The organism is Isosphaeraceae bacterium EP7 (genome assembly GCA_038400315.1).
Taxonomy (GTDB): Bacteria; Planctomycetota; Planctomycetia; order Isosphaerales; family Isosphaeraceae; genus EP7.
On record CP151667.1, the window covers coordinates 878,367 to 905,306 of the forward strand.

A 26,940-nucleotide genomic window follows, 5' to 3' on the forward strand; every position below is an offset into this window, starting at 1 on the left:
CCGGATCGGACCGAACCTGACGCCGACGCGAAGGCCCGGGCCATCCACCAAGGATGGCCCGGGCCTGTTTGATGAACATTAAAGCGAACGTTGAATTCAGGAGCCCCGGCGAGGGTCGTCCCCGACCACCGAGACCACGCGGCCGCTCACCCGGAGCCGCCCCTCAGCGAACAGCTCGATCGCCTCGGGGAGCGCCTCGCACTCGGCCCCGAAGACCCGGGCGGCCAGAGTCTCGGCCGTGTCCTCCGCCCAGACCGGCACCGCACGCTGCACGATGATCGGCCCGGTGTCATACGTCTGGTCGGCGAAGTGGACCGTGCACCCCGAAACCTTCACCCCCGCCTCCACCGCCGCCTGGTGCACCGCCGCCCCGTGGAACCCCTTGCCGCAGAACGCGGGGATCAACGAGGGGTGGATGTTGATGACCCGGCCGGCATAGTCGTCGGGGATCTCGACCAAGGCCAGAAATCCGCCCAGCACCACCAGCTCGGCACCGGCCGCGCGGATCGGGTCGAAGACCTCGCGGCTGAACGCCTCCAGCGACTTCCCCGCCCGCAGCGCCACCGAGGCCGGCACCCCCGCCGCCTCGGCCCTGGCAATCGCCCCGATCCCCGCCTTGCTCCCCACGACGTGCACCACCCGGGCATCGAGCCGGCCGTCGCCGATCTGATCCAGGAGGTTCTGAAGCGTCGTCCCGCCCCCCGAGGCGCAGACCGCGACCTTGATCGGCCCGGTTCGCGGCTCTCGGGTCATCGCATCATCGGCCACGGATCAGCCCCCGGCCGGGAGCATGGCCACGACCCCGGCGCAACGGGCGCAGAGCGTCGGATGGGCCGGGTCCGAACCGACCGACTCACGCTGGTTCCAGCACCGCTCGCACTTCGGATGGGTCGACTTCTCGACCGTGACCAGGGGAAGATCGGCGTCCCCGCCGGTCCCGCTCGCCACCACCTTCACCTCGGAGACGATGAACAGCTCGGTCAGCAACTCGACGTCCGCCCGGGCTGCCGCGGCCCGCTCCTCGGTCGGGTAGGTCAGCGTGACTACCGCACCCTGCGAGCTGCCGATCAGCTTCTGGGCCCGCATCGGCTCGATCGACAGCGTCACCAGCTCGCGGAGGGCGAACAGCCGCTCCCAGCGGGATTTGAGCGCGGGGTCATCGAATGCCGGATCGGCCTCGGGCCAAGCGGCCAGGTGCACGCTCTCGGCCTTCTCGCCGTCGGTCGGCAGGAAGTCCCAGACCTCCTCGGCCGAGTGCGGGACGATCGGCGCGACCATCCGGACCAGGGCCCTCAGCACCCGGTCGAGTACGAACCGGGCCGCCCGCCTGGGCTCGCCGTCGGGGGCCTCGGCGTAGAGCCGATCCTTCAACACATCGAAATAGAGGCTCGACAGGCCGACTCCGCAGAACTCGTAGAGCCGCTGATAGGCCTTGTACAGCTCGAATCGCTCATAGGAGGCCGTCACATCCCGCACCACGTCGTTCAGGAGCCCGAGCGCCCAGCGGTCGACCTCCCGCAGCGCGGGCACTCCGGCCGAATCCCCGTCGAACCCGGCGTAGTCGTCCAGGTTGCCGAGCATGTATCGGAATGTGTTTCGAATCTTCCGGTAAGACTCCGACATCTCCTTGATGCCTGCCTCGCGGATCTTCACGTCGTCGGCATAGTCCATGCTGGCGATCAGCAGCCGGAGCACGTCGGCCCCATAAGTCTCGGTCGCCTTCACGGCCGAGATCGCGTTGCCGCCGCTCTTGGACATCTTCTCCCCCTTCTCGTCGAGGATGAACCCGTGCGTCAGCACGGCCTCGAAGGGGGCCCGGCCGGTCGTGCCGACCGCCGTCAGGATCGAAGACTGGAACCAGCCGCGGTGCTGGTCCGAGCCTTCCAGGTACAGATACGCCGGGAACCCCAGCCCGCGCCCTTCGTCGGACAGCACGGCCCGGTGGCTGCTGCCCGACTCGAACCAGACGTCAAGGATGTCACCCTGCTTGACGAACGACCCGCCGCCGCACTTCGGGCACGACGTCCCGGGGGGCAGCAGGCTCTCGGCCGGCTCGGTGTACCAGGCGTCGGCCCCCTTCTCGCGGACGATGTCCCGGACGTGCCGGACGCTCTCGGCCGTGAGGACCTGGGTGCCGCACCCTTCGCAGCCGAACGCCGGGATCGGCACGCCCCAGGCACGCTGGCGGCTGATGCACCAGTCGGGCCGGCCCGCCACCATCGACTCGATCCGGGTCCGGCCCCAGCCGGGGATCCACTTCACCCCGGCGATGGCCTCCATCGTTCGGCCGCGCAGGTCATTGCGGTCGACCCCGACGAACCACTGCTCGGTCGCCCGCTGGATCACCGGCTTCTTGCACCGCCAGCAATGGGGGTAACTATGCTTGAACGCGAATTCATGATAGAGCGCCCCGGCGGACCGGAGCATCTCGACCACGACCGGGTTCGCCGCGAAGACGTTCTTGCCCACCAGCTCGGGCGGGGCCTCGTCGGTGAACCGCCCGGCGGCGTCCACCGGGCTGATCGTCGGCAGGCCCAGGGCGCGGCAGACCTGGTAGTCCTCCACGCCGTGCCCGGGCGCGTTGTGCACCAGCCCCGTGCCGTCGTCCACGCTCACGTAGTCGGCCATGATCAAGGGGCCGGTGCGGTCGATGAAGACGTGGCGATACGTCGCCCCTTCCAGGTCTTTGCCCTTGCAGCGACCCAGCTCGACGACCTCCGTCACGCCGCGCAGGGCCATCACCTTCGACAGTAGCTCGACGGCCACGATGGCGTGGACCGGCCTGCCGTCGGCGGGGTCGGCGTAGCGCACGCCGGCGTAGTCGATCTTCGGGTTCAGGGCGATCGCGACGTTGCCCGGCAGGCTCCAGGGGGTCGTCGTCCAGATCATCGCATGCCAGGGACCTTCGCCCCAGGCGGCCGGCACGCCGGCGGTCATCGGGAAATTCACATAGACGCTGGTGCTGGTCTCGTCGCGATACTCAAGCTCGGCCTCGGCCAGCGCCGTCCGGTCCTGGATGCACCAGTGCAGCGGCTTGAGCTGGCGGAAGACCTCGTCGCGGGCCAGCAGGTCGGCCAGCACGTCGAGGACGCCCGCCTCATAGGCCGGGTTCAGGGTCAGGTACGGATTCTCGAAGTCGCCGCTGATCCCCAGCCGCCGGAACTGCCCTGTCTGCACGCCGACCCACTTCAGGGCCTCGACGCGGCAGAGGTCGCGGATCTCGGGGAAGCTCATCGTGGAGGCCTTCGAGCCCAGGTCCTTCATGACCTTGTGCTCGATCGGCAGCCCGTGGCAGTCCCAGCCCGGCACGTAGGGGCTGTCATACCCCTTCATGGTGAAGAACCTGACGATGACGTCCTTGAGCACCTTATTGAGAAGGTGACCCATGTGGATGTCGCCGTTGGCATAGGGGGGGCCGTCGTGCAGCACCCGCCTCTGCTTGCCCTTCCCGGCCTCCCGGATCTTGCCGTAGAGGCCGGTCTCCGCCCACCTTGCCTGGACCTTCGGCTCCCTGAGGTTCAGGTTCGCCTTCATCTCGAACCGGGTGACCGGCAGGTTCAAGGTGTCCTTGTACGGCTTCGCATTCGTCGACATGAAGCGCTCAATCTTTGGCTCGCGGCGAGTCCATCGCGGGCAATCCGGCCCGTCTCAGGCATCCAGCCGCTTCAAGACCTCGATCACCAGCGTCCTGAGCTTCCCCTCGGCCGTCTTGGCGACCTTGATAATCTCCTCGATGTTCGCCGGCTCCAGCGCATCGGGGAGGCAGAGGTCGGTCACGATCGAGAAGCCCAGCACCTTCAGGCCGGCGTGGACGGCCACCAGGACCTCGGGCACCGTCGACATGCCGACCACATCGGCGCCGATGGCCCGCAGGAACCGATACTCGGCCCGCGTCTCCAGGTTCGGCCCGGTCACCGCCACATAGACGCCCCGGTGCGCGACGATCTTCTGCTCCAGGGCAATCTCGAGGGCCAGGGCCTGCAGCTTCTTATCGTAGGGCTCGATCAGGTCGGGGAACCGGAGCCCCAGGCGGTCATCATTCGGCCCGATCAGGGGGTTGATCCCCATCAGGTTGATGTGGTCTTCGATGACGATCAGGTCGCCCTTGTGATGCAAGGGGTTCAGGCCGCCGGCCGCGTTGGAGACGAGCAGCGTGGTGCAGCCGAGCTCCTTCATGACCCGGATCGGGAACGTGACCTGGGCCGGCGTATACCCTTCATAGGAATGGAAGCGGCCTTCCATCGCCACCACCGACTTGCCCGCCAGGGTCCCGCAGACGAGCTGGCCCTTGTGGCTCTCGACCGTCGACTTGGGGAAGTGGGGGATCTCGGGATAGGGGATCCGCGCCTCGGCCTTGATCTCGTCGGCCAGGCCTCCCAGGCCGGTGCCGAGGACGATGCCGACGGTCGGCGTCCCGGGCCAGCGGCCCTTCACGGCCTCGGTGGCTTCGCGGACGTCGTCCCAGGTGTGGTGGAGCATGGGTGCCTGACTCAGAGGTGGGCGACGGCGACGGCCACGCGTGGGCCTTGCGTCGTGACGGGAGGGCGAGAGGTTGAATCAGACGGGCCGTGCCGGCCGGCGTCAGGGCGTGTCGTGTTCGGCGGCCCGGGCGTAGGCAAGGCGGATCATGCGGTCGAACCGCGCGTCGCCGCGAAGCGGCTTCAGGTCGGGGTCGCGCCTCAGGTGATCGGCGTGGTGATACCCCAGGTCGAGCGCCTGCTGAAGGGCCCCGAAGGCGGGGTCGAGCATGCCGAGCACGGCGAAGCTACAGGCCAGATTGTACCAGGGGATCGACCGCTCGGGGAGCAGGCGGACGAGCCTGCGGTCGACCTGCAGGGCCCGGGCATGCTGGCCCTTGGACGCCAGGTTGTTGGCGTGAACCCGAAGGGCTTCGGTGTAGAGCGGGTCGCGTTCCAGGACCCGGCCGAAGAACTCCAGTTCGAAGTCGATCTGGGTCTGCTCTCGCAGTCTCCTCGTCGAAGGCGCGGGCTTCGCTCCCTCGGCCGAGGGATCGTCCGGTCGTTCGTAGGCTGCGGCCATCGCGGGTTGCTCCCCTGTCGGCATCGAGTCTGGCCCAGCCCCCATGCATCCCTTGCGGGCGCGGAAGGGCCAAGAAAGCATCCCTCAAGAATAGCCAGAACGCAAGTCGGCCTCCAAGCCGAAGTTTACGAAAAACCGGATGGTGTCGGGCGGCCACATCCGGGGCCGACCGAGACCCGGCCGCGCCCCTGCCCCGCCGAGTTGCCGGCGGGGCCACGGGCCGGACCGGGATCGAGGTCGTCTAGGCCCGAGGCTCAGACGTCGTCGATCTCGTCTTCATCCTCGTCGTCGTCGTCGTCCAGGTCATCATCGTCGTCATCATCGTCGTCGTCATCGTCGTCATCGTCGATTTCGATCTCGTCGATCTGGTCGAAGTTCTCTCCTTCCAGCTCGTCGTCCTCGTCGTCGTCGAGGTCGTCGTCCTCGTCTTCGTCGTCTTCGAAGTCGTCGTCAACTTCCTCGTCGTCGTCCACGTCGTCCTCGTCCAGCTCCTCTTCCTCGCCCGGGTGGCGGGCAGTCAGCGGGGCTACTTTGGAAAACGAAGGGGTGGTCGCCAGGCCGGCGATCACGTCTTCGAGGGTCTCGGACAACACCAGGCAGTCCAACATGAGGTCATTCCTCGGGCCAAGGGGGACAGGTCGCCCCGACTCATTGTCTTGCACTCGCCGACTCGCCTCTCGGGAGGATCGGCACGTCGGGCGAAGGATAGGCCGTACGATCGAGAACTTCGGGGAGATTCGGGGCCGGTGGGCCGGGCACGCGTCCACCGGCGTGTGCGGCGCCTTCTCAGGTCGGTCGGACGACCTGGCCGGTGGCGGCCGAACGTCCGATGGCGTCCAGCAACCGGACGGCGTCGAGGGCCTCGTCGGCCGGGCAGCAGAGCGGGCCGTTGCCGGCGATCGCGGCCACGAAGTTGGCGTCGATGCTCTCGCCGGGCTCAGGCAGTCCGACCTCCGCGGGGGGGGACCGGCCGATCGTCTCGACCAGGGTCCGGTCGGTGAGGTGGAGACGACCCAACTCACCGAAGAACGTCATCTCGAAGAGCGAGTCGGGCGAGATCCCCGACAAGGCCACCGTCGCGAGGACCCCGCCGCTGAGCTGGATCGCCGCGGCTGTGACCACGTCCAGGCCCGAATCCAATCGGCTTTGCACGGCCGCGACTTCAACGGCAACACGGCCGGTGCTCCAGAGCAAGGCGTCCAGCAGGTGGTCGCCAGCGTCGGCGAGCAGGCCCCCGCCGGCGATCTTGGGGTCGAACCTCCAGGAGTTCTCCGCCCCGCCGTGCCCCTCCAACCAGGGCTGGGCGAGCGTCGCCGAGACCAGCCTGAGCGCCCCGATGGTCCCCTCGGCAAGCCGGGCACGGGCGGCGATCAGGCTCGGGAGCAGCCGGTACTGATGGCCGACGCCGACGAGCCGTTTGCGCCCCTGGGCCAGGCCCACGATGTCGGCCGCCTCCTGGGCGCTGGTCGAAAGTGGCTTCTCGACGAAGACGTGGCAGCCCGCCTGGAGCGCGTCCATCGTCGGGCGGTAGTGGGCCAGGTGCGGCGTGAAGACGGCGATGGCGTCGGGCGCAGTCTCATGAATCAAGGCGGCGTGGCCCGTGAACACCGGCACGGCCGTCTCAACACGTCGGTCCCCGATCATGCCCAGCCCGACTGCGGTCGCACGATCGGCCAGGGCCTGGGCGGCGTGCCGGTCGGCATCGGCGCAGCCGACCACTCGGACCCCGTCCAGCGCGAGGAAGCGATCCATGTGGATCCCCGCCGCGTGGCCGCAGCCGATGAAGCCGATCCGCAACTCGCGAGTCCCGTCCATGCCCACTCCATCCCTCGCCTGCGCGCCCGCGATCTTCTTTTAGGCAGTACCCGAATCCGCGGCCCTCGACGCACCCCGCGTCGGACGCTCGCAACCAGCCTCGCCGACAACCTGCCGCGACCGGTGGCCGGAGTATTCCGGCACCGGCGGCCCCCAGAGTCTAGACATTATCCGGCCCGGTCAAGGGATGTCCCGAGATTTTTCCAAGCCCTTACGCAGCCTCTTCCCCGGGACCCTCTTCGGCCCCGGATTTCTCGCCCCCGGCGGCCCGGCCTGTTGACGACGCGGCGGGCGAATGATTACCATCAAACCTCGCTCGCCCTTCCCGATGGGCGAGATGATGGTGGTTGTGGCCTAGCGGTTAAGGCGCCAGATTGTGGATCTGGAGATCGCGGGTTCAAATCCCGTCAGCCACCCCTTATTGTCGACTCTGTCACCCAGATGTCCTCGACACCGGACGACTCCCGTCGTCCCAATCCGGGCTGCTCCGGTCTTTTCGCCCTGATGGCCGGTCTGCCATGGGCCCAGGGCGTGACCATGACTTCCCCGTCGGACGGCGTTGAACGCCTGGTCCTCGACGTCAACGGTTTCCGCTTCGATGCGCTGGCCGGTGGCCCTGTGTCCGGCCCCCTCGTGATCCTGTTGCACGGGTTCCCGGAATTCGCCGACTCCTGGCTGCCCATCCTGGGGCGGCTTGCCGAGGCGGGCTTTCGAGCTGTCGCGGTCGATCAACGCGGGTATTCTCCCGGGGCCCGGCCCGGGCGGGTTGCCGACTATGCGGTCGACCTGCTGGTGTCGGATGTCCTGGGCTTTGCCGACACCTTCGGCCAGGCTCGGTTCCACCTGGTCGGCCACGATTGGGGTGGCATCGTCGCCTGGACCTTGGCGGCCCGCCATCCCGGGCGACTTGCCTCGCTCTGCGTCCTGTCGGTCCCCCACGTCGACGCGCTGCTCGACGCGATCGCCAACGACCCCGACCAGCAACGTCGGTCCTGGTACGTCAAACTCTTCCGGGCACCGTTCCACATCGCCGAGTTCCTCCTCAAGGCCTGGAACTTCCGGGGCTTGAAGAAGGCCTATGACGGCAAGCTATCCGCCCCGCAGGTCGAGGCCAACGTCCGTCGATTGCGCGAGCCGGGGGCGCTGACCGCCGCCCTGAACTGGTACAGGGCGCTCGACGTCTCGGCGCGCATCGGCCTGGTTGAGGTCCCCACCTTGTACGTCTGGGGCGACCGCGACCAGGCCCTCGGGCCTGTCGCCGCACACGCGACCGCGGCCCACGTCTCCGGTCCCTATCGTTTCGAGATCCTCGACGGCGCCTCGCACTGGCTGCTCGAAGAGGAGGCAGCGGCGGTCGGTCGGTTGATCCTCGAAAACCTGGGGGCGAAGCCCAGCAATTAGCCCCCCTAAAGCGTGTTGGTTCATGTATTTGTTAAATTGGTTGATTTGCTGCGCCGCTGGCGCGAGACTTGCAGATTCCTGATCCGCGAATCAATCCCGCCTGAGCCAGTCCGTGTCCATCGAGCGAACAGGGCGTTGACACAGGCACCGTAGCGGGGGGCCTTCGTCATTGTCTGCTGCGCTGGCTCTCGCCGAATCGCGACTCGGGAGAGCAAGGCCCCGCGAATTTTCTGAGGATCACTGCGATGTCTCTACCGATCCCGGCGCGGACGTCCGCCCCCATCTTGCTGTGTCATTGTCATCTACGTTGGGATTGGGTGTATCAGCGTCCCCAGCATCTGTTGACCCGAATGGCCGCGCACTGGCCGGTGATCGTCGAGGAAGAACCGCTCTTCGACGACCGTCCTCCCGGCCTCGATGTGCTGCACGTGGCCGACGGCGTCACGGTCCTGCGCCCGCACCGGCGAGCGGATCGCGACTTCGACCTCGGGCGGCTCGTCGAAGACTATGTCCAGCAAGTGCGCGGCGATCGCCCGCTGATCCGCTGGTTCTATTCGCCGATCTTCTCGGCGTATGGCGACCGGCTCGCCGCCGATCAGGTCGTGGTTTATGACTGCATGGACGAGCTGGCAAACTTCGCCGGGGCCCCCTCCGGACTGGCCGAGGCCGAGACCCGGCTGCTCGGGCGGGCCGACGTCGTGTTCACCGGGGGCCGGAGCCTGTACGAGGCCAAGGCCGGCCGGCACGCGAATCTCCACTGCTTCCCGTCCGCGGTCGAGGCGGGCCACTTCGCCAAGGCCGAGGACCCCGCCCTCCCGCTTCCCGCCGATCTGGCCGATCTGCCCAGGCCGATCCACGGCTATTACGGCGCGGTCGATGAGAGGCTGGATTACGACCTGATCGCGCGGCTGGCCGACACGCCGGGCGTGGGCTCGGTGGTGCTCGTCGGCCCCCTGATCAAGGTCGACCCGGCAAGCCTGCCCCGGCGTGACAACCTCCATTATCTCGGCCAGAAGTCGTATGCCGAGCTTCCCGCCTATTTGAAGGGCTTCGACGTCTGCCTGATGCCCTGGGCCCTGAACGAATCGACCAAGACGATCAGCCCGACGAAGACCCTGGAATATATGGCCGGCGGCAAGCCGATCGTGTCGACCGCGGTCCGCGACGTGGTGCGCGACCACGGCGATCTGGTCTTTGTCGCCGAGAGCGCCGACCAGTTCCTCTCGATGGCCACGACGGCGATGGCCAATTTCGACGAGCCTCGGGCCGCGGCCGGCAGGCGTCGGGCCGATGAGAGCGGCTGGGACGCGACCGCCGATGCGATGCGCCGCCAGATCGAGCAGCATTTCAGCAGCCCCGCACCCCAACCGAAAGTCCGACGCATGGTTGTCGACGAGGCGAAGAACCTGATCATCGGCGCGGGCCCGGCCGGCCTGAGCGCCGGTCTGCATCTGGATGACCCCGACTTCCTGATCGCCGACAAGCACGGCCGTGCCGGCGGGCTCTGCCGCTCGATCATCGACGGCGGGTTTACGTTCGACTACGCCGGTCACATCTTCTTCACCCAGGACAAGTATGTTGACTCCCTGTTCCGCGAGGTCCTGAAAGGGAACTTCCACGAGCAGGTCCGCGAGAGCTGGGTCTACCTCTACGACGCCTACCAGCGCTATCCGTTCCAGGGGAACCTGTATGGGCTGCCGACCGAGGTGGTCAAGGAGTGCCTGCTCGGCGTGATCGAAGCTTCCAGGCATCCGCTGCTCACCGCAACGAGCGGGCACGCCAACGGAGCCGGGGACGGCAACGGAATCGGCAATGGCCACTCGGTCCCGCCTAACTTCCTGGAGTGGAGCAAGCGGACGTTCGGCGAGGGGATCACCCGGCACTTCATGGAGCCGTACAACTTCAAGGTCTGGGGCATCGACCCCGCCCGGATGAGCAGCGACTGGATCGCCGGCCGGGTGCTGACCCCGTCGCTCGACGAGGTCATCGAGGGATCGCTCCAGCGTGGCCGCGGCGACATGGGCCCGAACTCGAAGTTCGGCTACCCCGTCAACGGCGGCTGCGAGATGTTCGTCGCCGGCCTTGCGTCCCGCGTCAGTGCCCGCGGCGGCGCGTTCGCCCAGAACAGGACGCTGGTGAAGCTCGACCCGATCAAGCGACGGGCGACGTTCCGCGTCGAGGAGGCGGGGTCGTCCGACGCCAGGCTGGAGACGATCGGCTACGGCACCCTCTACCCGAGCGTCCCGCTGCCCGACCTGATCGCGGCCATCGAGGGGGCCCCGGAGGTGGTCCGCCAGGCGGCCAACAGCCTGCCGAGCACGGCCGTCGTCTGTGTTAATCTGGGCATCAACCGCGAGAAGGTCACGGAGAAGCACTGGATCTACTATCCCGAAGGCCAGGACAAGTACATCTTCCAGCGCATCTTCGTCCAGTCGAACGCGTCGCCCAACAACGCCCCGCCTGGGCACAGTGCACTCACCTTCGAGATCAGTCACTCGAAGTACAAGCCGCTGCCCGTTCAGGGCAAGCGTGCGCTGATCGACGCCTGCGTGGCCGGCCTGAAACGGACGGATCTCTGGCGAGACGGCGACGAGGTCGTCTTCGAGCAGGTGCTGGGCATGCCGCATGCCTACATCCCCTTCACGCCCGAACGCCAGGGCAACCTCGACATCATCAACGCGTACCTGCACGGGCTGGGGATCTACCCGATCGGCCGGTTCGGCGAGTGGAAGTACGTCAACCAGGACGGTGCGATCCTCTCGTCGAAGCGGGTGGTCGAGTCGGTCCAGTCCGGCGAGAAGTCGATCGGCCCCGCGCCGCAGGCCCCTCGTGGCCGGTCCAAAGGGCTGAGCGGCGCCGGTCGCCCTTGATCCCAGGGGCCGACCGCCTTCCTTCCAACCGTCCGGGGCCGGGGCCGATGTTCGGGCCCGAACGGTTGGAAGGGGCGGCCCGGCCTGTCTCCGAGGAGAAGTCCTGATGGTCACCTTGTTCGACCCGCCGATTGCCGAGGCCGAGCCGACGCTGTTTCCCCCCGACTGGGGGACGTCCAAGCCCCTCGCGTGGGTGAGACTTGGCCCCGGCCGCCGCTACTTCGAGACCGAAGACTCTGAGCCGTTCCTCATCATCGGCCAGAATGATGCCCTGACCTGGCCGGAACTGGAAGGGCTGCTCGGCCGGCGCGACGTCGCCTCCGTGGAAAGGCACCTGGCCTGGCTCAGCGAGCATGGCGTGACCACGCTCCGGGTCATGCTCGAGTACGTGGGGGACGGGCTCTTCCTGGAACGGAGCCCTGGCGACTTCGACCCGGTGACGGTCCAGGCCGTCGACGACCTGATCGCCCTGTGCGATCGCCATGGGCTCAGGCTTCTCCTGACGCCGTTCGACACCTTCTTCACCTGGGTGATGTGGGACGATCACCCCTATAACTCGGCCCGCGGCGGCCCATGCAGCAGGCAGATCGACCTGCTGACCGACCCCGAAGGTATGGCGGCGGTTAAGCGGCGGATTGCGTTCGTGGTGGAACGCTGGGGGGGCTCGGGCGTGGTCTTCGCCTGGGATCTCTGGAACGAGCTTGGGCACGACCACGGGGTGGCCTCGGAGGCGATCGACTTCGAAACTGCGAGCCGACTGATGGACGTCGTGGCCGACCTCTCGGAGCACGTCCGGCAGATCGAGCGGCTTCACTTCGGCAAGACGCATCTCCAGACGGTCAGCCATTTTGGCGCCGAGCCCCGCGGCCCATTGGCGGAACTGATCTTCCGTCACCCGAGCCTCGACTTCGCCACAACCCACGTCTACGAGCCGGGGGCGATCGACGCGCCGACGAACACGGTGGCGGCGGCCGACGCGATGGCCCGGTGGGTGCGGCACGCCCTGGCCGAGATCCGTGACGGCCGTCCGTTCACCGACAGCGAGACGGGCCCGATCCACACCTTCAAGGACATGGGGATCACGCTCCCCGAAGGGTTCGACCTGGGCTATTTCCGCCACATGTCGTGGGCCCACCTGGCCAGCGGCGGTGCCGGCGGCGGGATGCGCTGGCCGAACCGGCACCCGCACACTCTGACCCCCGGGATGCGCCAGGCCCAGGCCGTGATGGCCGACTTCGCCCGGCTCATCGACTGGCCCCGGTTCGCGTCCGTGAATGTCACCGACCTGGTGAAGGTGGCCCCCGAAGATCTGCTTGCTTACGCCTGTCTCGACGGCCGGCAGGCGGTCGCCTGGGTGATCCGCGGCCGCGAGGCGATGGAGCACGAAGGCGAGCTTCCGTTCCTCCCGCTCGTCCGCGAGGCCACGATCGAGCTTCCCTCGATGGACGCGGGCAGGTATGACCTGACATTCGTCGAGACGCACAACGGCCAGATCCTCGGAGAGGTGACGCTCGACTGCCGGGGCGGTCCTCTCGCGTTCGAACTGCCGCCGTTCCGGCACGACCTGGCTATCGCCGTCCGTCCCGCGAGAGAGCATCGCGCATGAGCATGCCGGCCGAGTCGCCGATCCCCAGCTTTTCGAATCCGATCGAGGGGATCGCGCTCGGCGACCCGTTCGTCCTGCCTCATCGAGGCCGGTTCTACCTGTATGGGACCGCGGATGGCCCCGGGCCCGGCGACGGCCGGGTCATCCCGGTCTACCGCTCCGACGACCTGCTGAACTGGACCCCGCTGGGCGGCGCCCTCGTGCCCGCCGAGGGGGAGCCCGCCGATTACTGGGCCCCCGAGGTGATGGCCTGGAACGGCAAGTTCTACATGGTCGTCAGTTTCGGCGACGTCGAGCGGAGAGGGCACGCCCTCTGGGTCGCCGTGGCCGACGATCCCGCGGGGCCGTTCCATCTCCGCACGCAGATCAGCGACCCTTCGGAGAAGTTCTCGATCGACGGCTCGTGGCTGCTGGACGACGACGGTCGGCTTTACCTGTTCCGCTGTCTCGACTTCGTGGAAGACGGGCAGCCCCCGCACGGGACGGGGATCGTCGCCCAGCCGATGCGTGACCCCTTGACGCCCGAGGGGCCCCCAGTCCCGATCCTGCGTGCCCATTCCCCCTGGCAGCTGTTCCAGTCCGATCGGACGATGCCGCTGTACGACAACCGGCGGTTCGAGAGCTGGAACACCATTGAAGGCCCCGCGCCGGTCCGCCGCCACGGGCGTTATTTCTGCGGCTACAGCGGCGGTAACTATACCGGGGCGTACGGCACGGGCGAGGCCGTGGCCGATGCACCCCTGGGCCCGTACACCGACCTTCGGGGCCGCGAGGGCCCGATCTTCGGCACGGTCCCCGGCCTGGTCGAAGGGCCCGGCCATTTCTCGGTCGTCCGGCCGGACCTGGTGCACGACTGGATCGTGCTGCACGGCCGTCGTCCGGGCGAGCACGTCCGCCGGGTCTGGCTGTGCCCGGCCTTCTGGGACGCTGGCGGCGTGACCATCGGTCGATTGACCGACCAGCCGCAGACGGCGCCTCCCCTCCCCTCCGACCGCTCACGATTCGCCCCGGGCGTCAAGCCGGAGGGCTGGACCTTCGAGTCGGGCGAATGGTCGACGGTCGATGATGGACTCGCCTCCCACGCAGGCCTGGCCTCGGGCCTGGCCTGGCGAGACGCCCTTGATCTGGTCGATGATTTCGCGGTCGAGATCTGGGTCCGATTTTCCTCGGCCGGTTCTGGCCGAGCTGGGATGATTCTCCGAAGCGAGGCGGGGAATCTGTCGATCTTACTCCCGGCTTCGCCCGATTCCCCGGCGCTCATCGGGGGGACGGAAGGGGCCGTGACCGATGCCCCGCTGCCGACCCTGGGAGGAGCGAGTTTCGACCCGACGTGCTTCCACCGCATCGACGTCCGGGCCGGAGGCGGGACGGCCGAGGTTCGACTCGACGGAGTAATCCTGGCAGCCGGTGTGACGGTCCCCCGGGGACGGATTAAGTTGGGTTTGATGGCCGAGGGACCAGCCATCTTCGACGCGATCTCGGCGACTCGAGTCGTTGCATAAAGTCATCACAAGTACTCTATGCGGTCGCTCGAGGGCCGATTATCATCCCTTCGGTCAGCGAGCACGGTCCCAACAGGTCGTAAGTACGTACTAAAGAGTGGACGGTGCCGTCCACTCAATCTCCGCCCTGGCATGGCGGGAAAATCGAGACGGGACTTCGTGGGAGTGGACCGACAATGGACAGCCAACCGATCGGCGGGGTCGTCGTCGACCTGAGTTCGATGCGGCGCGGTCAAGGCTCCTATCCCAACGGGTGGGGCCCCTCATCGTCCGAGTTCCTCTGGGCTGTCGGCATCGAGAATACGTTCGTCCCGCACACCCGGGCCGGCCATCGGAGGCTCGACGAGTACGAGCTGATGGACCACTATCGGCTCTGGCGGCAGGACATCGACATCGCAGCCGACCTGGGGATCTCGACGATTCGCTATGGAATTCCCTGGTACAGGGTGAACCCCGAGCCCGGGAAGTACGACTGGTCGTGGACCGACCCCGTCTTGGAGTATCTCGTCGAGGTGAAGGGGCTGACCCCGATCATCGACCTGATGCATTACGGGACGCCGCTCTGGCTCGACAACCACTTCGTCAACGCCTCGTATCCGCGACGGGTCGCGGAGTTTGCGTCGAAGTTCGCCGAGCGTTACGGGTCGCTGGTTCACTGCTATACGCCGGTCAACGAGCCTTCGGTGACGGCCAACTTCTGCGGGCGAGACGGTCGCTGGCCCCCCTACCTGCGGGGCGAGGACGGCTACGTCAAGATCTTGCTGTCGCTGGCCAAGGGGATGAGCCTGACGGCCGAGGCCCTGCGAGCCGCGCAGCCCGACGCGGTGCTCGTCCACGTCGAGGACGTCGGCCTGGAACTGGCCGGCTCCCCCGAGGTCGAGGATCTTGCCGCCGAGGCCCAGTCCCGACGACTCCTGCCGCTCGACCTCGCCTGCGGGAAGGTCCTGCCCGGCCATGCTCGGTTCGAATGGTTGCTGGAGCACGGGGCGACCGAGGCCGAACTGGTCTGCCTGGCCGAGCACGCGCCCCGCTGGGATGTGCTGGGGGTGAACTACTATCCCTGGTCGAGCCATAAATTCGTGGTCCGCCGCGACGGCAAGACCCGGGTGATGGGCCACCGCACGCCCACCGACCTGGCGGATGTTTTGCGGCTGGTGCACGATCGCTACCAGCTGCCCATGATGGTCACCGAGACCAGCTCGAACGGCCCGCACGTCGAACGCGCCCGCTGGATGCGCGAGACCGTGTCGGCCGTCCACCGGGTCCGCTCCGAGGGCGTGCCCGTGCTGGGGTACACCTGGTTCCCGCTGTTCACGATGATCGAGTGGAAATATCGCTGGTCGCGCAAGGGGATGGAGCATCATCTGCTCCACCTGGGCCTGTACGACGTCGTGCCCGACTCCGGTCGGATGGACCGCGACCCGACCCCGCTGGTCGATGCCTATCGCGACTACGTGGTTACCCCGTCCGCGTCGGTGGGCGAGATGATCCTTGAGGAGGTCGAGGCTTCCTGCCTCGTCGCCTGAGCGAGTTCAGGCGAAGAGGCCCCGGATGGGCTCGCCCTCGGCGAGCCTGTAAGGGCGGCCGGTGGCGTCCTTGATTTCCTGGGTGTGGTCGAGGCCGAACCTCCAGAAGATCGTGGCGGCCAGGTCGGCGGGCGTCACCCCGTCGGTCGCGGGGAAGGCGCCAATTTTGTCGCTGGCTCCGTAGACCGAGCCCCCCTTCACGCCGCCGCCGGCCATCACGACGCTGTAGCAGTCGGGCCAGTGGTCGCGGCCGGCGTCCTTGTTGATCCGAGGGGTCCGGCCGAACTCTCCAAGCGCGACGACGAGCGTCGATTCGAGCAGTCCCCGGGCGTCGAGGTCGTCCACCAAGGCCGAGAACGCGCGGTCGGCGGGCGGCAGCAGATGGTTCTTGTGCTGCTGGAAGTTCTGGGAGTGGGCGTCCCAGTTCTGTCCCTGCTGCTGATAGTCGTAGACGCTGACGAACGGCACGCCCGCCTCGACGAGTCGCCGCGCGAGCAGCAGGTTCTGGCCGCGCATCAACCGGCCCGCCGCGTGCCAGGCGCCGTTATTCTCGGGCACGCCCCGGTCATCACCTCGTGGCGGATCGGGTAGCCCTCGGCCGTAGCGGTCCCTTACCCTCGGGTCTTCCCCGCTCAGGTCGACCGCCGCCCGGACCGCCTCGCTGTCGAGCAGGGCGAATGCCCGCTCGTAATACGGACGGAACGACTCGGCCGCGGCGCCGGGGACCGTCGTCGCCAGGTGCCCCAGCAGGGCCCGTCGACGCTCGAACCTCGGCCCACGGATCCCTTCCGGCAGGCCCAACAACTCGGCCCGATACGACTGGCTGGCGAGGTCCGACTCGACCAGGAGCGGGTCGTAACCGGGGCCCAGGAACCCGCCCGACTGGCCCGGCACGGTCACGACGTTGCGGATTCGATAGGGGAGCGACGCATGGGCCAGTGGCAAGCCTCTCGCCTTCCATGCGTGCGAAAGCGTCGCCCCGTGAGACGGGAACGAGACCGGCACCTCGGAGAAATTCTCGCGATCTCCGCCCGGTGGGAGCCTGCCGGTCAGAGTCTCGGTGCAGGCCGAGTCGTGGTTGCGCATCGCATGGTGCATGCTCCTGACGATGGCGACCTTGTGCATCACGCGGGCCGTCAGCGGCAGATGCTCGCAGATGGAGATGCCCGGCACGCTGGTGGAGATCGCCTTGAATTCGCCGCGAATTTCCGCGGGTGCATCCGGCTTGGGATCCCACGAGTCGAGATGGCTGGGCCCGCCGTAATAGAAGACCATGATGCAGGATCGGATCGAGGGCAATCCCGTGGGCACGCCCGTCCCCACGCTTGCGGCCCGGGCATTGAGCAGGCCGGGCAGGCCGAGCCCCAGGGAGCCGAGTCCTCCGCCCAGCAGCAGCGATCGACGCGTGGTATCGAGCATCGGGCGCCTCTGTGAGCGATTGGCCGTCGATTCTCCAACAAAAGTCCAAGATCGAATTGAATCGATTCGACCGCGGGCTGTCAACCGCCGCGCGGACTTCGCGGTTTCCCTCGGGCGATGGCATCTCTGCCGAGGGGGGTGACGTCCCGCTACAATGAGCCATCCCGACGCCTCGTCCGGCGACCTCTGGGCGTCGCGGCGAATTTTGAAGCCGAGGATTCAAGGGACGGGCTAGGACGGCATGGCGAAGACCCGGGATGACCAACCCTCGACGCGGCACCCGGCACTCTCCGGGGTGGTGCGGGCCTGGTTCGAGGCCTCGTTCCCCGGCGGGCCGACGCCGGCGCAGGAACTCGCGTGGCCGGTGATCTCGGCGGGCGAGAATGCGTTGCTCGTCTCGCCCACAGGTACTGGCAAGACCCTGGCCGCCTTCCTGGCGATCCTCGATCGGCTGGCCGCAGAGCATGCCGCGGGCACTCTGGGGCCGGGCCTCCGTTGCGTCTATCTCTCGCCGCTTCGTAGCCTGAGCTATGACATCGAGCGGAACCTCTCACTCCCGCTGGAAGGAATCCGGGCGGCGATGGGCCTGGAAGCGAGTCCGATCACCGTTGGGGTGCGTACCGGCGACACGTCCGCGTATCAACGGGCCAGGCTTCGCGACAAGCCGCCGCACATCCTGATTACCACCCCCGAGAGCCTGTCTCTGCTGCTCAGCCAGTCGAGCTGGCACGGCCGATGGGGGCCAGTAGAGCACCTGATCGTCGACGAGGTCCATTCGCTGGTCCCGACGAAGCGCGGGGCCGATCTGTCCGTGTCGCTGGAACGGTTGGCGGCCCTGGCCAGGCACGACCCTTGCCGGATCGGCCTCTCGGCGACCTGCAATCCGGCCGGCCCGGTGGCCCATTTCCTGGTCGGGCCGACGCGCACGTGTCACGTTCTGGAGGCTCCCCTGCCGGTCGGATCGCCGCCGCTCCAGGTCGAGGTGGAGTCGTTGATGGAGGCCGATGAAGGGCCGCATCGGGGGCTCTCGTATCGGCGATTGCTCAGGCGACTGGGCCGGGCGGTCGGTGAGAACCGGACGACGGTGGTCTTCGCGAATACGCGCGCGTTCACCGAGAAGATCACCCGCGACCTGAGGCAGGTCACAGCCGGGGGTGACGAGACGATCGCGGCGCATCACTCGGCCCTCGATGCCAGGCGTCGGCGAGAGGTCGAGGCTGCGCTGAAGGCGGGCGATCTCCGAGCGGTGGTCACCAGCACCAGCCTGGAGCTGGGCGTGGACATCGGCACGGCCGACCTGGCGGTGCAGATCGGCCTGCCGGGGAGCGTCTCGCGCTGCCTCCAACGCATGGGCCGGGCCGGCCATTCGGTGGACGTCCCGACTCGCGGCTTGCTGCTCGCGGCGACGCCCGCCGAACTGGCCGGCGGGGTCGTCACGGCCGAAGGAGCCCGGGCCGGTCGGGTCGAGCCGCTCGCGGCGATCCGGGCGCCCCTGGACGTGCTCTGCCAGCAACTGATCGGGATGTCCTGTGCCGGCGAGTGCTCGCCCGACTCCGCATTCGAACTCATCCGACGGGCCGGGCCGATGGCCGACCTGACGAGGCGGGATTTCGATGACTGCCTGGCCTTCCTCGCCGGCGAGCTGGCCGCGCCGCCGGGTGCCTACGAGCCCGAGCCGGGCGCGACGCCGCGCTGGACGGCCCCGCGAATCTGGAAGAAGGGAGACTCGTTCGGCGTTCGGAACGGCCGGATCCCTCGCTGGTTCCGGACGAACGTCGGCACGATCTGCTCGGAGGAATCGGTGCGAGTCGTGGTGGACGGGCTGGAGATCGGCACGCTGGAAGGGGCCTACGCCGAGCGACTTCAGGTGGGTGATCGGTTCGTGCTCGACGGCCGTGCGCTAGAATATCGAGGGGTCGAGGGGAACGTGGTCCGGGCGAAGCTGGCAGGAGGCGAGGCCGACCTGCCGCGCTGGTCGAGCGATCGTCAGGGCCTTTCGGCGGAGCTGGCGCTCGACCTCGGCCGCTTCCGACAGCGAGCCGCGGACTTGCTGGCGGACGGGCCGTCGACGATGCGGGCCTGGCTCGTCGACGAGCACGACCTTGACCCTTCGGCCGCCGCCGTTCTGGTCGAGCTGTTCCGGGCGCAGGAGGCGTTCAGCGAGATCCCGAGGGCCGACGTCCTGCTCGTCGAGGAGTCTCCCAGGGTCGATGAGCCGGGGGTCGCCTATACCTTCCATGCGCCGCTCGGACGCTCGGCGTGCGAGGCGCTCGGCCGTGCGACCGCCGCCAGGCTGGGGAAGCGGTTCGGGCGCGACCTCGGCCTGGTCGTCGCCGATCTCGGCTGGTCGATCCTGACGCCCGAGGGGAGCTCTCTTGAGCCGGAGGAGGTTGCTCCGTTAGTCAGCCTTGAAGGGCTGGAAGCGGACATCCTGGAAGGGCTCGACCGCGGCGAGCTGCTTGCAAAGCGGTTCCGCCACGTCGCGACGATCGCGCTGATGGTCCTGCGCAATCCAGAAGGGGGCCGCCTCAAGGTCGGCGGCCTGAACTGGGTGAGCACGAGACTCTATCCGCTGGTGAAGGCGGCCTGTCCCGATCACCCGCTGCTGCGCGAGACCAGGCGGGAAGTGCTCGAGAATTTGCTCGACGTGCCGGGCGCCCGTGCCTGGCTTGCGACGGGCCCCGCCGTCCGGATGCGGAGGCTCGACGCCGCCTCGCCGTTCGCCTGGGCATGGGTCGACCCGGCCGGCGCCGAGCCTCTTCGATTCGAGGATCCTGAAGACGCGCTGAAGCGGCTGCACGCCCGGCTGGTAGGACCTTGATCGCCGGCCCCGGCGGTTGGTTCCTGAGTCCAGAAGGGGCCGCCGTCCACCCGGGCGAGTCGGTCGCGGTGATCGCCGATGTGCACCTGGGCTACGAATGGGCCCGGGCCGCCGGTGGCGACATCGTCCCCGCGCACTCGCTGGCCGAGACCTTGGATCGGTTGGAAAGGCTCCTCGATCGCGTCTCGATCCGCCGCCTGGTCGTCGCCGGCGACCTGGTCGAGCGTCCCACCCCCTGCCCGCGGACCTGGGTCGACTTGCATCGCCTGAAGGAATGGCTGGGCGAGAAGGGTGTCGAATTGATCGCGTTGCGCGGGAACCATGACCCGCCCTCGAAGCCGCCGCTCCCGTTGAGCCTGGCCGTCGACGGCTGGACGATCGGCCATGGCCATCGGCCGATCCGCGGCGCCCGGTCAATCTCCGGTCACCACCACCCAATCCTGCGTGCATCGGGCGTGTCGGCCCCCTGCTTCCTCGTCGGCCCGAGCCGGATCGTCCTGCCAGCCTTCTCGCCCAACGCCGCCGGCCTGAACGTCCTGGGGGAAGTGCCGGCCGCCTGGCTGGAGCCTGATCTACGCTGTATCGCCGGATTGGGTCGGACGGTGCTCGACTTCGGCCCGCTCGCCGCCCTCCGCGGCCGGCCCGCCTGAGGCCGAGAACAGCGATTCAGTCGCATCTGGGTCTGACCCGATCTCTGTTCGCGATCGCGACAACCTCGCGTATCTGAATAGTTTCGTTGATCGAGATGGTCGCCATGGACCGTTGTTCATTGGATGAAATTGAGACGTTCCATTGCGAGTGATCGTTGTCCGTTTTTGGAATCGATTGTCCAAATCATCCTGGTGAATCGTCTTGACCTTGGTGGGCGTCCGGGCCTAGATTGTGCACTCTTCCACTCATCTCGCAGTAAGCCAGCCGATCCCTCTTCCTCCCTAGGGGGACTCGGCTGCGGGCTTCTTTCGATGTCACGCGAATTCCAGAAAATTTCCCGCGAGCGTGTCCGCTCGTGCCTGGGTTACACGTTACGTCTCTCAGAAGCCTGGTTCCTACGATCGCTCCTCCTAATCCGTTGAGTGGGTGTCTGGTCTCGGCCAGGGATCGCTTGCTCATTCCCAAAGGCTATTCCAGTCCGGGTCGCGTCATTGCTTGCGCTCTGGGGAGTTCGTCGTATCAATCTGCATCTCAGTTCGAGAAAAGCCGGATTCACCCCGATCCCTCTGCCGGAGGACTTCTCCATCATCGACGAACTGTCGCCCTCCGCGTCAGGACGCCCTGAGTCGGATGTATCCATCGCGCGTGAGTGTGTGGATATTCGCTAGCATCGGTTGCGATCGACTTTGCGAATTCTTTCGTTGATCGAGATGGTCATCATGATGCGTGAGTGGGACTCACAAATCTCGGCTTTTGGTGCTCGATCAATGAGACATGAGGTTCATACACCACACGAGGCAAAACCTCTCAGAAATTGTCTTGACCGCGTCGTGCATCGGGGTCAAGATTGTGAGTCATCCCTCTCATCTTGTGGTAAGCCAGCCGGTGTCTCTTCCTCACGTAGAGCGCCCGGCTGCTGGCTTCTTAAGACGTTACGCTAAATTCAGGAAATTTCCCGCGAGCCTGTTCGCTCGCGCCTGTCTTTCGCGTCTTGTTTCCTAGAAGTCACGTTCCTTCGATCGCTCGTCCTAATCCGTTCTGTGGGTGTCTGGATTCGTCCAGGGATCGACTGCTCATCCCCGAAGGCCCTTCCGGCCCGGGTCGCGTCATTGGATGCGCGGTCCGCTGTCGTCTTTCTCGTTTTTCGCGGAGTTCGTCGTATGAATCTGCATCGCGGTTCGAGAAAAGCTGGTTTCACCCTGATCGAGCTGCTGGTGGTCATCTCGATCATCGCAGTGCTGATCGCCCTGCTGCTGCCCGCCGTTCAGTCGGCACGCGAGGCTGCCCGACGCATCCAGTGCGTCAATAACATGAAGCAAATCGGCCTGGCAATGCACAATTACCAGGACACCTATGGCTCGTTCCCCACCGGCGGGATCACGGCCCAGGCGACCATGGACCAGGGTGCCTGGAATGGTCGTGCCAATCTGCTCTCGTGGCGGGCGATGATCCTGCCGCAGATGGAGCAGAGCAATATCTTCAACAACATCAACTTGATGGTTGAATCGTCCGGCGGCGGTGCCGACGGCGGGTCGTTCTACACGATCTGGATGACGGCGGTGAACGCCTTCCTTTGCCCCTCAGACGGCACCAACGGCAACGGCTTCCTGCCGCTGGGCTCCGGCGCCAATCCCGCCGGCCAGTCGGCCGCCGCGACTCCCCCGGCCAATCCGCTGACCGGTGCCGCGACCCTCGTCGTTCCCGTCTCGAATTATGGCGGCAGCTTCGGCGACAACTACTGCGGCGGCCCGCTCAACGGCGGCCTGCCCTGGGAAACCGATCCCAACGCCACCACCCTTCCCGCCGGCATCGCTCGTATCGGCTGGCACGGCTTCTGGGGCACGAAGTACGGCCCTGCCTTCGCCACGACCGGCGGCACGATGCGTGGTGTGTTCGACTACCGCACCATGCAGACCGCGACGATCAACAGCTTCACCGACGGCACCAGCAACACCATCATGGTCGGCGAAGTCCTTCCGGTCGCCGCCGCCGACAACAATCTGTGGCACTTCAACGGTGGACTCGCCGGTACCACCGTCCCGCTCGGTTGGAACGCCAATACGGTCCCGGCCACGGCCGCAAATTGCGCCTTCAACTGGCAGGGTGCGTCCGCGCCGGTCGGTTGCCGCTACTCGGCCGCGGCGAAGGGCTTCATCAGCCGCCACCCCGGCGGCGGTAACTTCATCTTCGGTGACGGCTCGGTCAAGTTCCTGAAGAACACGATCAGCATGCCGACGTACTGTGCCCTCGCCAGCCGCAATGGCGGCGAGGTCGTCAGCTCCGACGCTTACTGAGGTCGAGACCCCGCCGTCCGCTCATTTCCGCCCCGTTCCCGTCGGGCCGATTCATCGGCCCGACGGAGCGGGGCGGGTCCGTTCGACGCGGTGGCAGGCAACCGCACGCCGATTTTTCCGGATCTGAACCCCTGCCCGACCTCCCCGACCTCGCCACTACTAAGTTCCAGGACGAGCGAACAGCCATGAATAAATCCATCGCTACACTGGTCGCGTCTTGCTCCCTCGTTGCCGCCACCTTGATCTCGCTGCCCGGCTGCGGTGATGACGGATTCGGCAAGCGTTATCCGGTCTCCGGCAAGATTACCTACAAGGGTGAAGCGGTCTCGAAAGGGAATATTAACTTCCTCCCCCTCGACAATACGACCGGTCGGGCCGCACAGAGCGAGATCACCGATGGCTCCTATAGCCTGACGACCGCCTCTCCCAACGACGGTGCACTGCCGGGTAAGTACAAGGTGACCATCATCTCCGTCGAAGCGGATTACAGCAAAGTGATGGCCAACGCCAAGGGCGGAGCAGGTCGGCAGGAAGACGTCTACAAGGCGAACAAGTCCGCGAAGAAGCTCGTTCCCTCCAAGTATTCCATCTTCCAGACCACGCCTCTCGAAGAGACCGTGAAGGAAGAGTCGAACACAATTAACTTCGACCTGACTGACTGAGCACGGCTGACTCGGAAATGACCTCAACGACCGATCCCACCTCGCCCAGGGCGAGACGCGGATCGGTCGTTCCTTTTTTAGGTCTGGCCGTCTTGTCTGCTATCGGGTTGAGTCGGCTGACGTACGCGGGCCGACGCATGGCAGCGAAAGCCATCGATCCGCTTCAGCCGTCATCCCCTGAGTCAACGAAATACGGCGGCCCCCATTTGGAGAGGGCCGCCGTATTGGGGTCTGAATTCGTCCGACTTCGCCCGGGCTCAGTTGCAGCTCAGGCAGGCGGGGACGGCGACCGGCACGAATGTGCATGCCTGCACGGCGACCTGACGCTGAACGACCTGGGCGACGGTGCGATTCACCGTGACGGGGACCTGCTCGGCGACCGTCACCGGCACCTGACGCGAGGCCGTCTCGGCGACCATCCGGCAGGTCGTCACAGGGACGCGTTCGACATGCTCCTCGGAAACCATCTGGCAGGTGGTGACGGGGATGTTCTCGACGCGTTCCTCGGCGACCATCGAGCAGGTGCGGACCTCGTAGGGCTCGACTCGTTCCTCGGCGACCATCTGGCAGGTGGTGACGGGGATGTTCTCGACGCGCTCCTCGGCAACCATCGAGCAGGTGCGGACCTCGTAGGGCTCGACTCGTTCCTCGGCGACCATCTGGCAGGTGGTGACGGGGATGTTCTCGACGCGTTCCTCGGCGACCATCGAGCAGGTGCGGACCTCGTAGGGCTCGACTCGTTCCTCGGCGACCATCTGGCAGGTGGTGACGGGGATGTTCTCGACGCGCTCCTCGGCAACATAGGTGCAAGTACGAACGGGGATCTGACGCATCACCGTTTCGGTGACATACGTCGTCTCGGCGACGTCCTGAACGATGGTCTGCGGCTTGTAAACGCGGCGGCAGACGGTGCGTGCAGGCTTCTGGACGGCCACGGTGGCCCAGGTCTTTTTCTTGTGAAGGCAGGCGAACAGGCCGCGACGGGGCGCCTCCTCGCAGCCGCATTCCTGGACGGGGACGCGGACTCGACGCTCGACCACGGGGCCCGGGACGGTCACCATCTGTCGCTCGTAGTAACCGACCTCACGCACCATCTGGCGAACCGTCGTCACCGGCCGGCTGATCGTATATGGCTGCTCGACCATCGACGTCTGGACGACGGGCCGCATGACGGTGTACTTGCGCTGCTGGGTTGCCGTCTGATAGACCGGCTTCATGACGGTGTACCTGCGTTCCAGCCGCTGAGTCTGGACCACCGGCTTCATGACGGTGTACCTGCGCTGCTGGGTCGCGGTCTGGTAGACCGGCTTCATCACCGTGTACTTGCGCTCCATGCGCTGGGTCTGGACCACTGGCTTCATCACGGTGTACTTGCGCTGCTGGGTCGCGGTCTGGTAGACCGGCTTCATCACCGTGTACTTGCGCTCCATGCGCTGGGTCTGGACCACCGGCTTCATCACGGTGTACTTACGCTGCTGGGTTGCCGTCTGGTAGACCGGCTTCATGACGCTGTACTTGCGTTCGACGAAGCTGGTCTCGCGGACCGGCCGCATGACGGTGTACTGCTCCGAGCGGAGCTCGGTGCGGTAGCGGGTCTCCATCACCGTCAGGGGCTGGTTCTGGTAGACGGTCTCGAAGACGGTCTGGACCAGGGGCTGGCACTGGGGTGCCAGTGAGACCACTTCATACTGAGTGGCGACGACGGGCGCCGGGCAGCAGCGGGTGCTGGCCCCGCCGCCGTAGGTGGCGAGGGCCGGGCTGGCGAGCGTGAGGACGGCCAGGGCGCCGCCCCAGCAGTGGCGTGTTGCTCGAAAGAACGTTGACATGCGTTTCTCCCCAGACTCCGATTCGGCGTCCCTGATGCAAATTTGAGAGTGCGATCGGCGTCGGCTTGTTGCGGAGGAGAGCGCCCACTCGTCCCTGAAGGCCCCCAACCACTCGACGATTGCAAACCCGGCGACCTGCCGAGCCACCGCGCGATCGTTGTTGCTCGCGCGACCGTCGCGTCCAAAGTAACTATAACATGGGGACTCTGGGAGAACGGCGGATTACGCAGTTTTCCTCAAGTCTTGTCCAGGGCCTGCCGGAGCATGCCAAGAGGCCGAATCGCAACGGGCATGCCGGGGCGCCTGGCAGACGCTTGCAAGCCGCACGAAAAAAGGCGGAAGTCTCACCTGGAGTGAGACTTCCGCCTTCGTAATCCGGGGCAGATGGACGCGATTCCGTCAGCCAGGGCGTTGTAAGATTTTCAAGACCTCGGAGGCGTTCGACCTGACCCCGACAAGTCCCGACTTGGACAGCGCCGACAGTTGCGGTTTAAGGGTCTCGGCGAGCGCAGTATGGCCTGCCCTGGTCGAGGTGAGGAGTGCCTGAATCGCCTCAAGCTCAAGGGCCTCGATCCGACTGCGCTTCTCGTCGGCGGATTCGGAGACGACGGTACGCTCAAGGTCTTCGGGGGTCAGCATCTCGCGCAAGACGTTCACGGCAGCCGGGTCGTCCTTACGTCCCAGGGCGATCGCCGCGTTGTATCGAGTGGAGCGGTCTTCGTCGACGAGTCGCTCGCGGAGAGCGACCGATGCGGGCTCGCCGGTGAAGAACCCGAGGGCGAAGGCGGAGACTTGCCGCAACTCGACGTCAGGGTCGGTCCCGGCGGCGATAAGGGCTGTGACGGCCTTGGGATCGTCGAGGGTATTCTCCAACCGCGCGGCGTGCTTGGCCAAGCTCATGGCCGCCGCGACCCGGACCGGGGTTGGATGGCCGGGCTCGACGGCGAGTGCGAGGGTTTCCAGCGGCGGCGTGACGCCGTCGGCCGATCCCTTCGTCTCGAGGATCTTGAATTCGCCCAGCGAGAGCGCCAGGAAGTTCTGGACCGACTCGTCCTTGCCCGCGATCAACTCACGAGCCAGCAGTCCGTTGAGACGCCCGAGCAACTCGGGGTCTCGGGCCAGGGAGTCGGTGTTCCGGATCAGGTTGGCCAGCTCGTAGGCTGCACGGAAACGGCGATTGGCCGACTCGTTCTCGATCGTCTGGACGTAGTCCATCGCGGGCCGCTCGCCGCCGGCGAGCTTTCCGAAGAGGAGCCAAACGACCACGACCACGGCGACGATCGCCGCCGGGATAACGAACAACTGGACGATGAAGCCGGCCGAAGGGGGCTCGACCGGCGGCAGGTCCGGCAAGACGCCTGGATCTCGATTCGGGGTCTCCCCCGCGGGTGCATGGCTCATGGCGGGGCGGTCGATTCGATGGGAGGGGAGGGCGCCGGCGTGCCTCGGGGGTCTTCCCCGCGCCGGCTCTGGGAACCTGGATCGGTCCCCCTAGTGTAAGACCCCC

18 protein-coding genes and 1 tRNA gene are annotated in these 26,940 nt (G+C 66.7%); 10 read left to right on the forward strand and 9 right to left on the reverse strand.

Annotated elements, in window-relative coordinates; translation table 11 throughout:
• Positions 1-96: 96 nt before the first annotated feature.
• The 6 genes from purN to EP7_RS03540 form a co-directional block, all read right to left on the reverse strand.
• On the reverse strand, positions 97-768 hold the full coding sequence (gene purN / locus EP7_RS03515; protein ID WP_463526201.1) for a phosphoribosylglycinamide formyltransferase: 672 nt from the start codon (positions 766-768) through the stop codon (positions 97-99).
• A 3-nt stretch (positions 769-771) separates the two neighbouring features.
• Positions 772-3,594 carry an isoleucine--tRNA ligase gene (gene ileS / locus EP7_RS03520; RefSeq protein ID WP_463526202.1) on the reverse strand — a complete coding sequence of 941 codons (2,823 nt, stop codon included), beginning with the start codon at positions 3,592-3,594 and terminating at the stop codon, positions 772-774.
• Between the two features lie 54 nt (positions 3,595-3,648).
• Positions 3,649-4,479, reverse strand: a complete 831-nt coding sequence (locus tag EP7_RS03525; RefSeq protein WP_463526203.1) for a purine-nucleoside phosphorylase — start codon at positions 4,477-4,479, stop codon at positions 3,649-3,651.
• A 102-nt stretch (positions 4,480-4,581) separates the two neighbouring features.
• Positions 4,582-5,040 carry a TPR end-of-group domain-containing protein gene (locus EP7_RS03530; RefSeq protein WP_463526204.1) on the reverse strand — a complete coding sequence of 153 codons (459 nt, stop codon included), beginning with the start codon at positions 5,038-5,040 and terminating at the stop codon, positions 4,582-4,584.
• A 254-nt stretch (positions 5,041-5,294) separates the two neighbouring features.
• A complete protein-coding gene (locus tag EP7_RS03535) occupies positions 5,295-5,609 on the reverse strand; it encodes a hypothetical protein (protein WP_463526205.1) in 315 nt (104 codons plus the stop codon).
• Between the two features lie 217 nt (positions 5,610-5,826).
• The gene (locus EP7_RS03540) at positions 5,827-6,855 is read right to left on the reverse strand and encodes a Gfo/Idh/MocA family protein (RefSeq protein WP_463526206.1); all 1,029 of its coding nucleotides are present in this window, start codon (positions 6,853-6,855) and stop codon (positions 5,827-5,829) included.
• Between the two features lie 343 nt (positions 6,856-7,198).
• On the opposite strand from EP7_RS03540, the gene EP7_RS03545 reads away from it, so the two are divergent.
• The 6 genes from EP7_RS03545 (at position 7,199) to EP7_RS03570 (ending at position 15,760) form a co-directional block, all read left to right on the forward strand.
• Positions 7,199-7,271, forward strand: a tRNA-His gene (locus EP7_RS03545).
• A 121-nt stretch (positions 7,272-7,392) separates the two neighbouring features.
• On the forward strand, positions 7,393-8,256 hold the full coding sequence (locus tag EP7_RS03550; RefSeq protein ID WP_463526207.1) for an alpha/beta fold hydrolase: 864 nt from the start codon (positions 7,393-7,395) through the stop codon (positions 8,254-8,256).
• Positions 8,257-8,606: 350 nt separating this feature from the next.
• Positions 8,607-11,126 (forward strand): NAD(P)-binding protein, encoded by a 2,520-nt coding sequence (locus EP7_RS03555; RefSeq protein ID WP_463526208.1) that lies wholly within the window; start codon positions 8,607-8,609, stop codon positions 11,124-11,126.
• A 106-nt stretch (positions 11,127-11,232) separates the two neighbouring features.
• Positions 11,233-12,732 (forward strand): glycoside hydrolase 5 family protein, encoded by a 1,500-nt coding sequence (locus EP7_RS03560; RefSeq protein ID WP_463526209.1) that lies wholly within the window; start codon positions 11,233-11,235, stop codon positions 12,730-12,732.
• A complete protein-coding gene (locus tag EP7_RS03565) occupies positions 12,729-14,234 on the forward strand; it encodes a glycoside hydrolase family 43 protein (RefSeq protein ID WP_463526210.1) in 1,506 nt (501 codons plus the stop codon). Before EP7_RS03560 ends, EP7_RS03565 begins: the two co-directional genes overlap by 4 nt.
• A gap of 176 nt (positions 14,235-14,410) precedes the next feature.
• Positions 14,411-15,760, forward strand: coding sequence for a family 1 glycosylhydrolase (locus tag EP7_RS03570; RefSeq protein ID WP_463526211.1), 1,350 nt, complete (start codon positions 14,411-14,413; stop codon positions 15,758-15,760).
• A 6-nt stretch (positions 15,761-15,766) separates the two neighbouring features.
• On the opposite strand, the gene EP7_RS03575 is transcribed toward EP7_RS03570, so the two are convergent.
• Positions 15,767-17,179 (reverse strand): DUF1501 domain-containing protein, encoded by a 1,413-nt coding sequence (locus EP7_RS03575; protein ID WP_463526212.1) that lies wholly within the window; start codon positions 17,177-17,179, stop codon positions 15,767-15,769.
• Between the two features lie 241 nt (positions 17,180-17,420).
• On the opposite strand from EP7_RS03575, the gene EP7_RS03580 reads away from it, so the two are divergent.
• The 4 genes from EP7_RS03580 to EP7_RS03595 all read left to right on the forward strand — a co-directional run bounded on the left by EP7_RS03580 (position 17,421) and on the right by EP7_RS03595 (position 23,607).
• Positions 17,421-20,000, forward strand: coding sequence for a DEAD/DEAH box helicase (locus EP7_RS03580; RefSeq protein ID WP_463526213.1), 2,580 nt, complete (start codon positions 17,421-17,423; stop codon positions 19,998-20,000).
• A 68-nt stretch (positions 20,001-20,068) separates the two neighbouring features.
• The gene (locus EP7_RS03585) at positions 20,069-20,650 is read left to right on the forward strand and encodes a metallophosphoesterase (RefSeq protein WP_463526214.1); all 582 of its coding nucleotides are present in this window, start codon (positions 20,069-20,071) and stop codon (positions 20,648-20,650) included.
• 1,161 nt (positions 20,651-21,811) lie between these two features.
• On the forward strand, positions 21,812-22,945 hold the full coding sequence (locus EP7_RS03590) for a DUF1559 family PulG-like putative transporter (protein ID WP_463526215.1): 1,134 nt from the start codon (positions 21,812-21,814) through the stop codon (positions 22,943-22,945).
• Between the two features lie 185 nt (positions 22,946-23,130).
• The gene (locus EP7_RS03595; RefSeq protein WP_463526216.1) at positions 23,131-23,607 is read left to right on the forward strand and encodes a hypothetical protein; all 477 of its coding nucleotides are present in this window, start codon (positions 23,131-23,133) and stop codon (positions 23,605-23,607) included.
• 257 nt (positions 23,608-23,864) lie between these two features.
• Here the strand turns inward: EP7_RS03595 and EP7_RS03600 are convergent, their stop codons facing one another.
• On the reverse strand, positions 23,865-25,433 hold the full coding sequence (locus EP7_RS03600) for a hypothetical protein (RefSeq protein WP_463526217.1): 1,569 nt from the start codon (positions 25,431-25,433) through the stop codon (positions 23,865-23,867).
• A 399-nt stretch (positions 25,434-25,832) separates the two neighbouring features.
• The gene (locus EP7_RS03605) at positions 25,833-26,834 is read right to left on the reverse strand and encodes a HEAT repeat domain-containing protein (protein WP_463526218.1); all 1,002 of its coding nucleotides are present in this window, start codon (positions 26,832-26,834) and stop codon (positions 25,833-25,835) included.
• Between the last annotated feature and the right edge of the window lie 106 nt (positions 26,835-26,940).

Coding starts and splice junctions, on each gene's coding strand:
- EP7_RS03605 (WP_463526218.1), bottom strand. CDS start 26,834: ATGAGCCATGCACCCGCGGGGGAGACCCCGAATCGAGATCCAGGCGTC.
- EP7_RS03540 (WP_463526206.1), bottom strand. CDS start 6,855: ATGGACGGGACTCGCGAGTTGCGGATCGGCTTCATCGGCTGCGGCCAC.
- EP7_RS03560 (WP_463526209.1), top strand. CDS start 11,233: ATGGTCACCTTGTTCGACCCGCCGATTGCCGAGGCCGAGCCGACGCTG.
- EP7_RS03555 (WP_463526208.1), top strand. CDS start 8,607: ATGGCCGCGCACTGGCCGGTGATCGTCGAGGAAGAACCGCTCTTCGAC.
- ileS (WP_463526202.1), bottom strand. CDS start 3,594: ATGTCGACGAATGCGAAGCCGTACAAGGACACCTTGAACCTGCCGGTC.
- EP7_RS03590 (WP_463526215.1), top strand. CDS start 21,812: ATGAATCTGCATCGCGGTTCGAGAAAAGCTGGTTTCACCCTGATCGAG.
- EP7_RS03600 (WP_463526217.1), bottom strand. CDS start 25,433: ATGTCAACGTTCTTTCGAGCAACACGCCACTGCTGGGGCGGCGCCCTG.
- EP7_RS03565 (WP_463526210.1), top strand. CDS start 12,729: ATGAGCATGCCGGCCGAGTCGCCGATCCCCAGCTTTTCGAATCCGATC.
- EP7_RS03525 (WP_463526203.1), bottom strand. CDS start 4,479: ATGCTCCACCACACCTGGGACGACGTCCGCGAAGCCACCGAGGCCGTG.
- EP7_RS03595 (WP_463526216.1), top strand. CDS start 23,131: ATGAATAAATCCATCGCTACACTGGTCGCGTCTTGCTCCCTCGTTGCC.
- EP7_RS03550 (WP_463526207.1), top strand. CDS start 7,393: ATGACTTCCCCGTCGGACGGCGTTGAACGCCTGGTCCTCGACGTCAAC.
- EP7_RS03580 (WP_463526213.1), top strand. CDS start 17,421: ATGGCGAAGACCCGGGATGACCAACCCTCGACGCGGCACCCGGCACTC.
- EP7_RS03530 (WP_463526204.1), bottom strand. CDS start 5,040: ATGGCCGCAGCCTACGAACGACCGGACGATCCCTCGGCCGAGGGAGCG.
- EP7_RS03570 (WP_463526211.1), top strand. CDS start 14,411: ATGGACAGCCAACCGATCGGCGGGGTCGTCGTCGACCTGAGTTCGATG.
- EP7_RS03575 (WP_463526212.1), bottom strand. CDS start 17,179: ATGCTCGATACCACGCGTCGATCGCTGCTGCTGGGCGGAGGACTCGGC.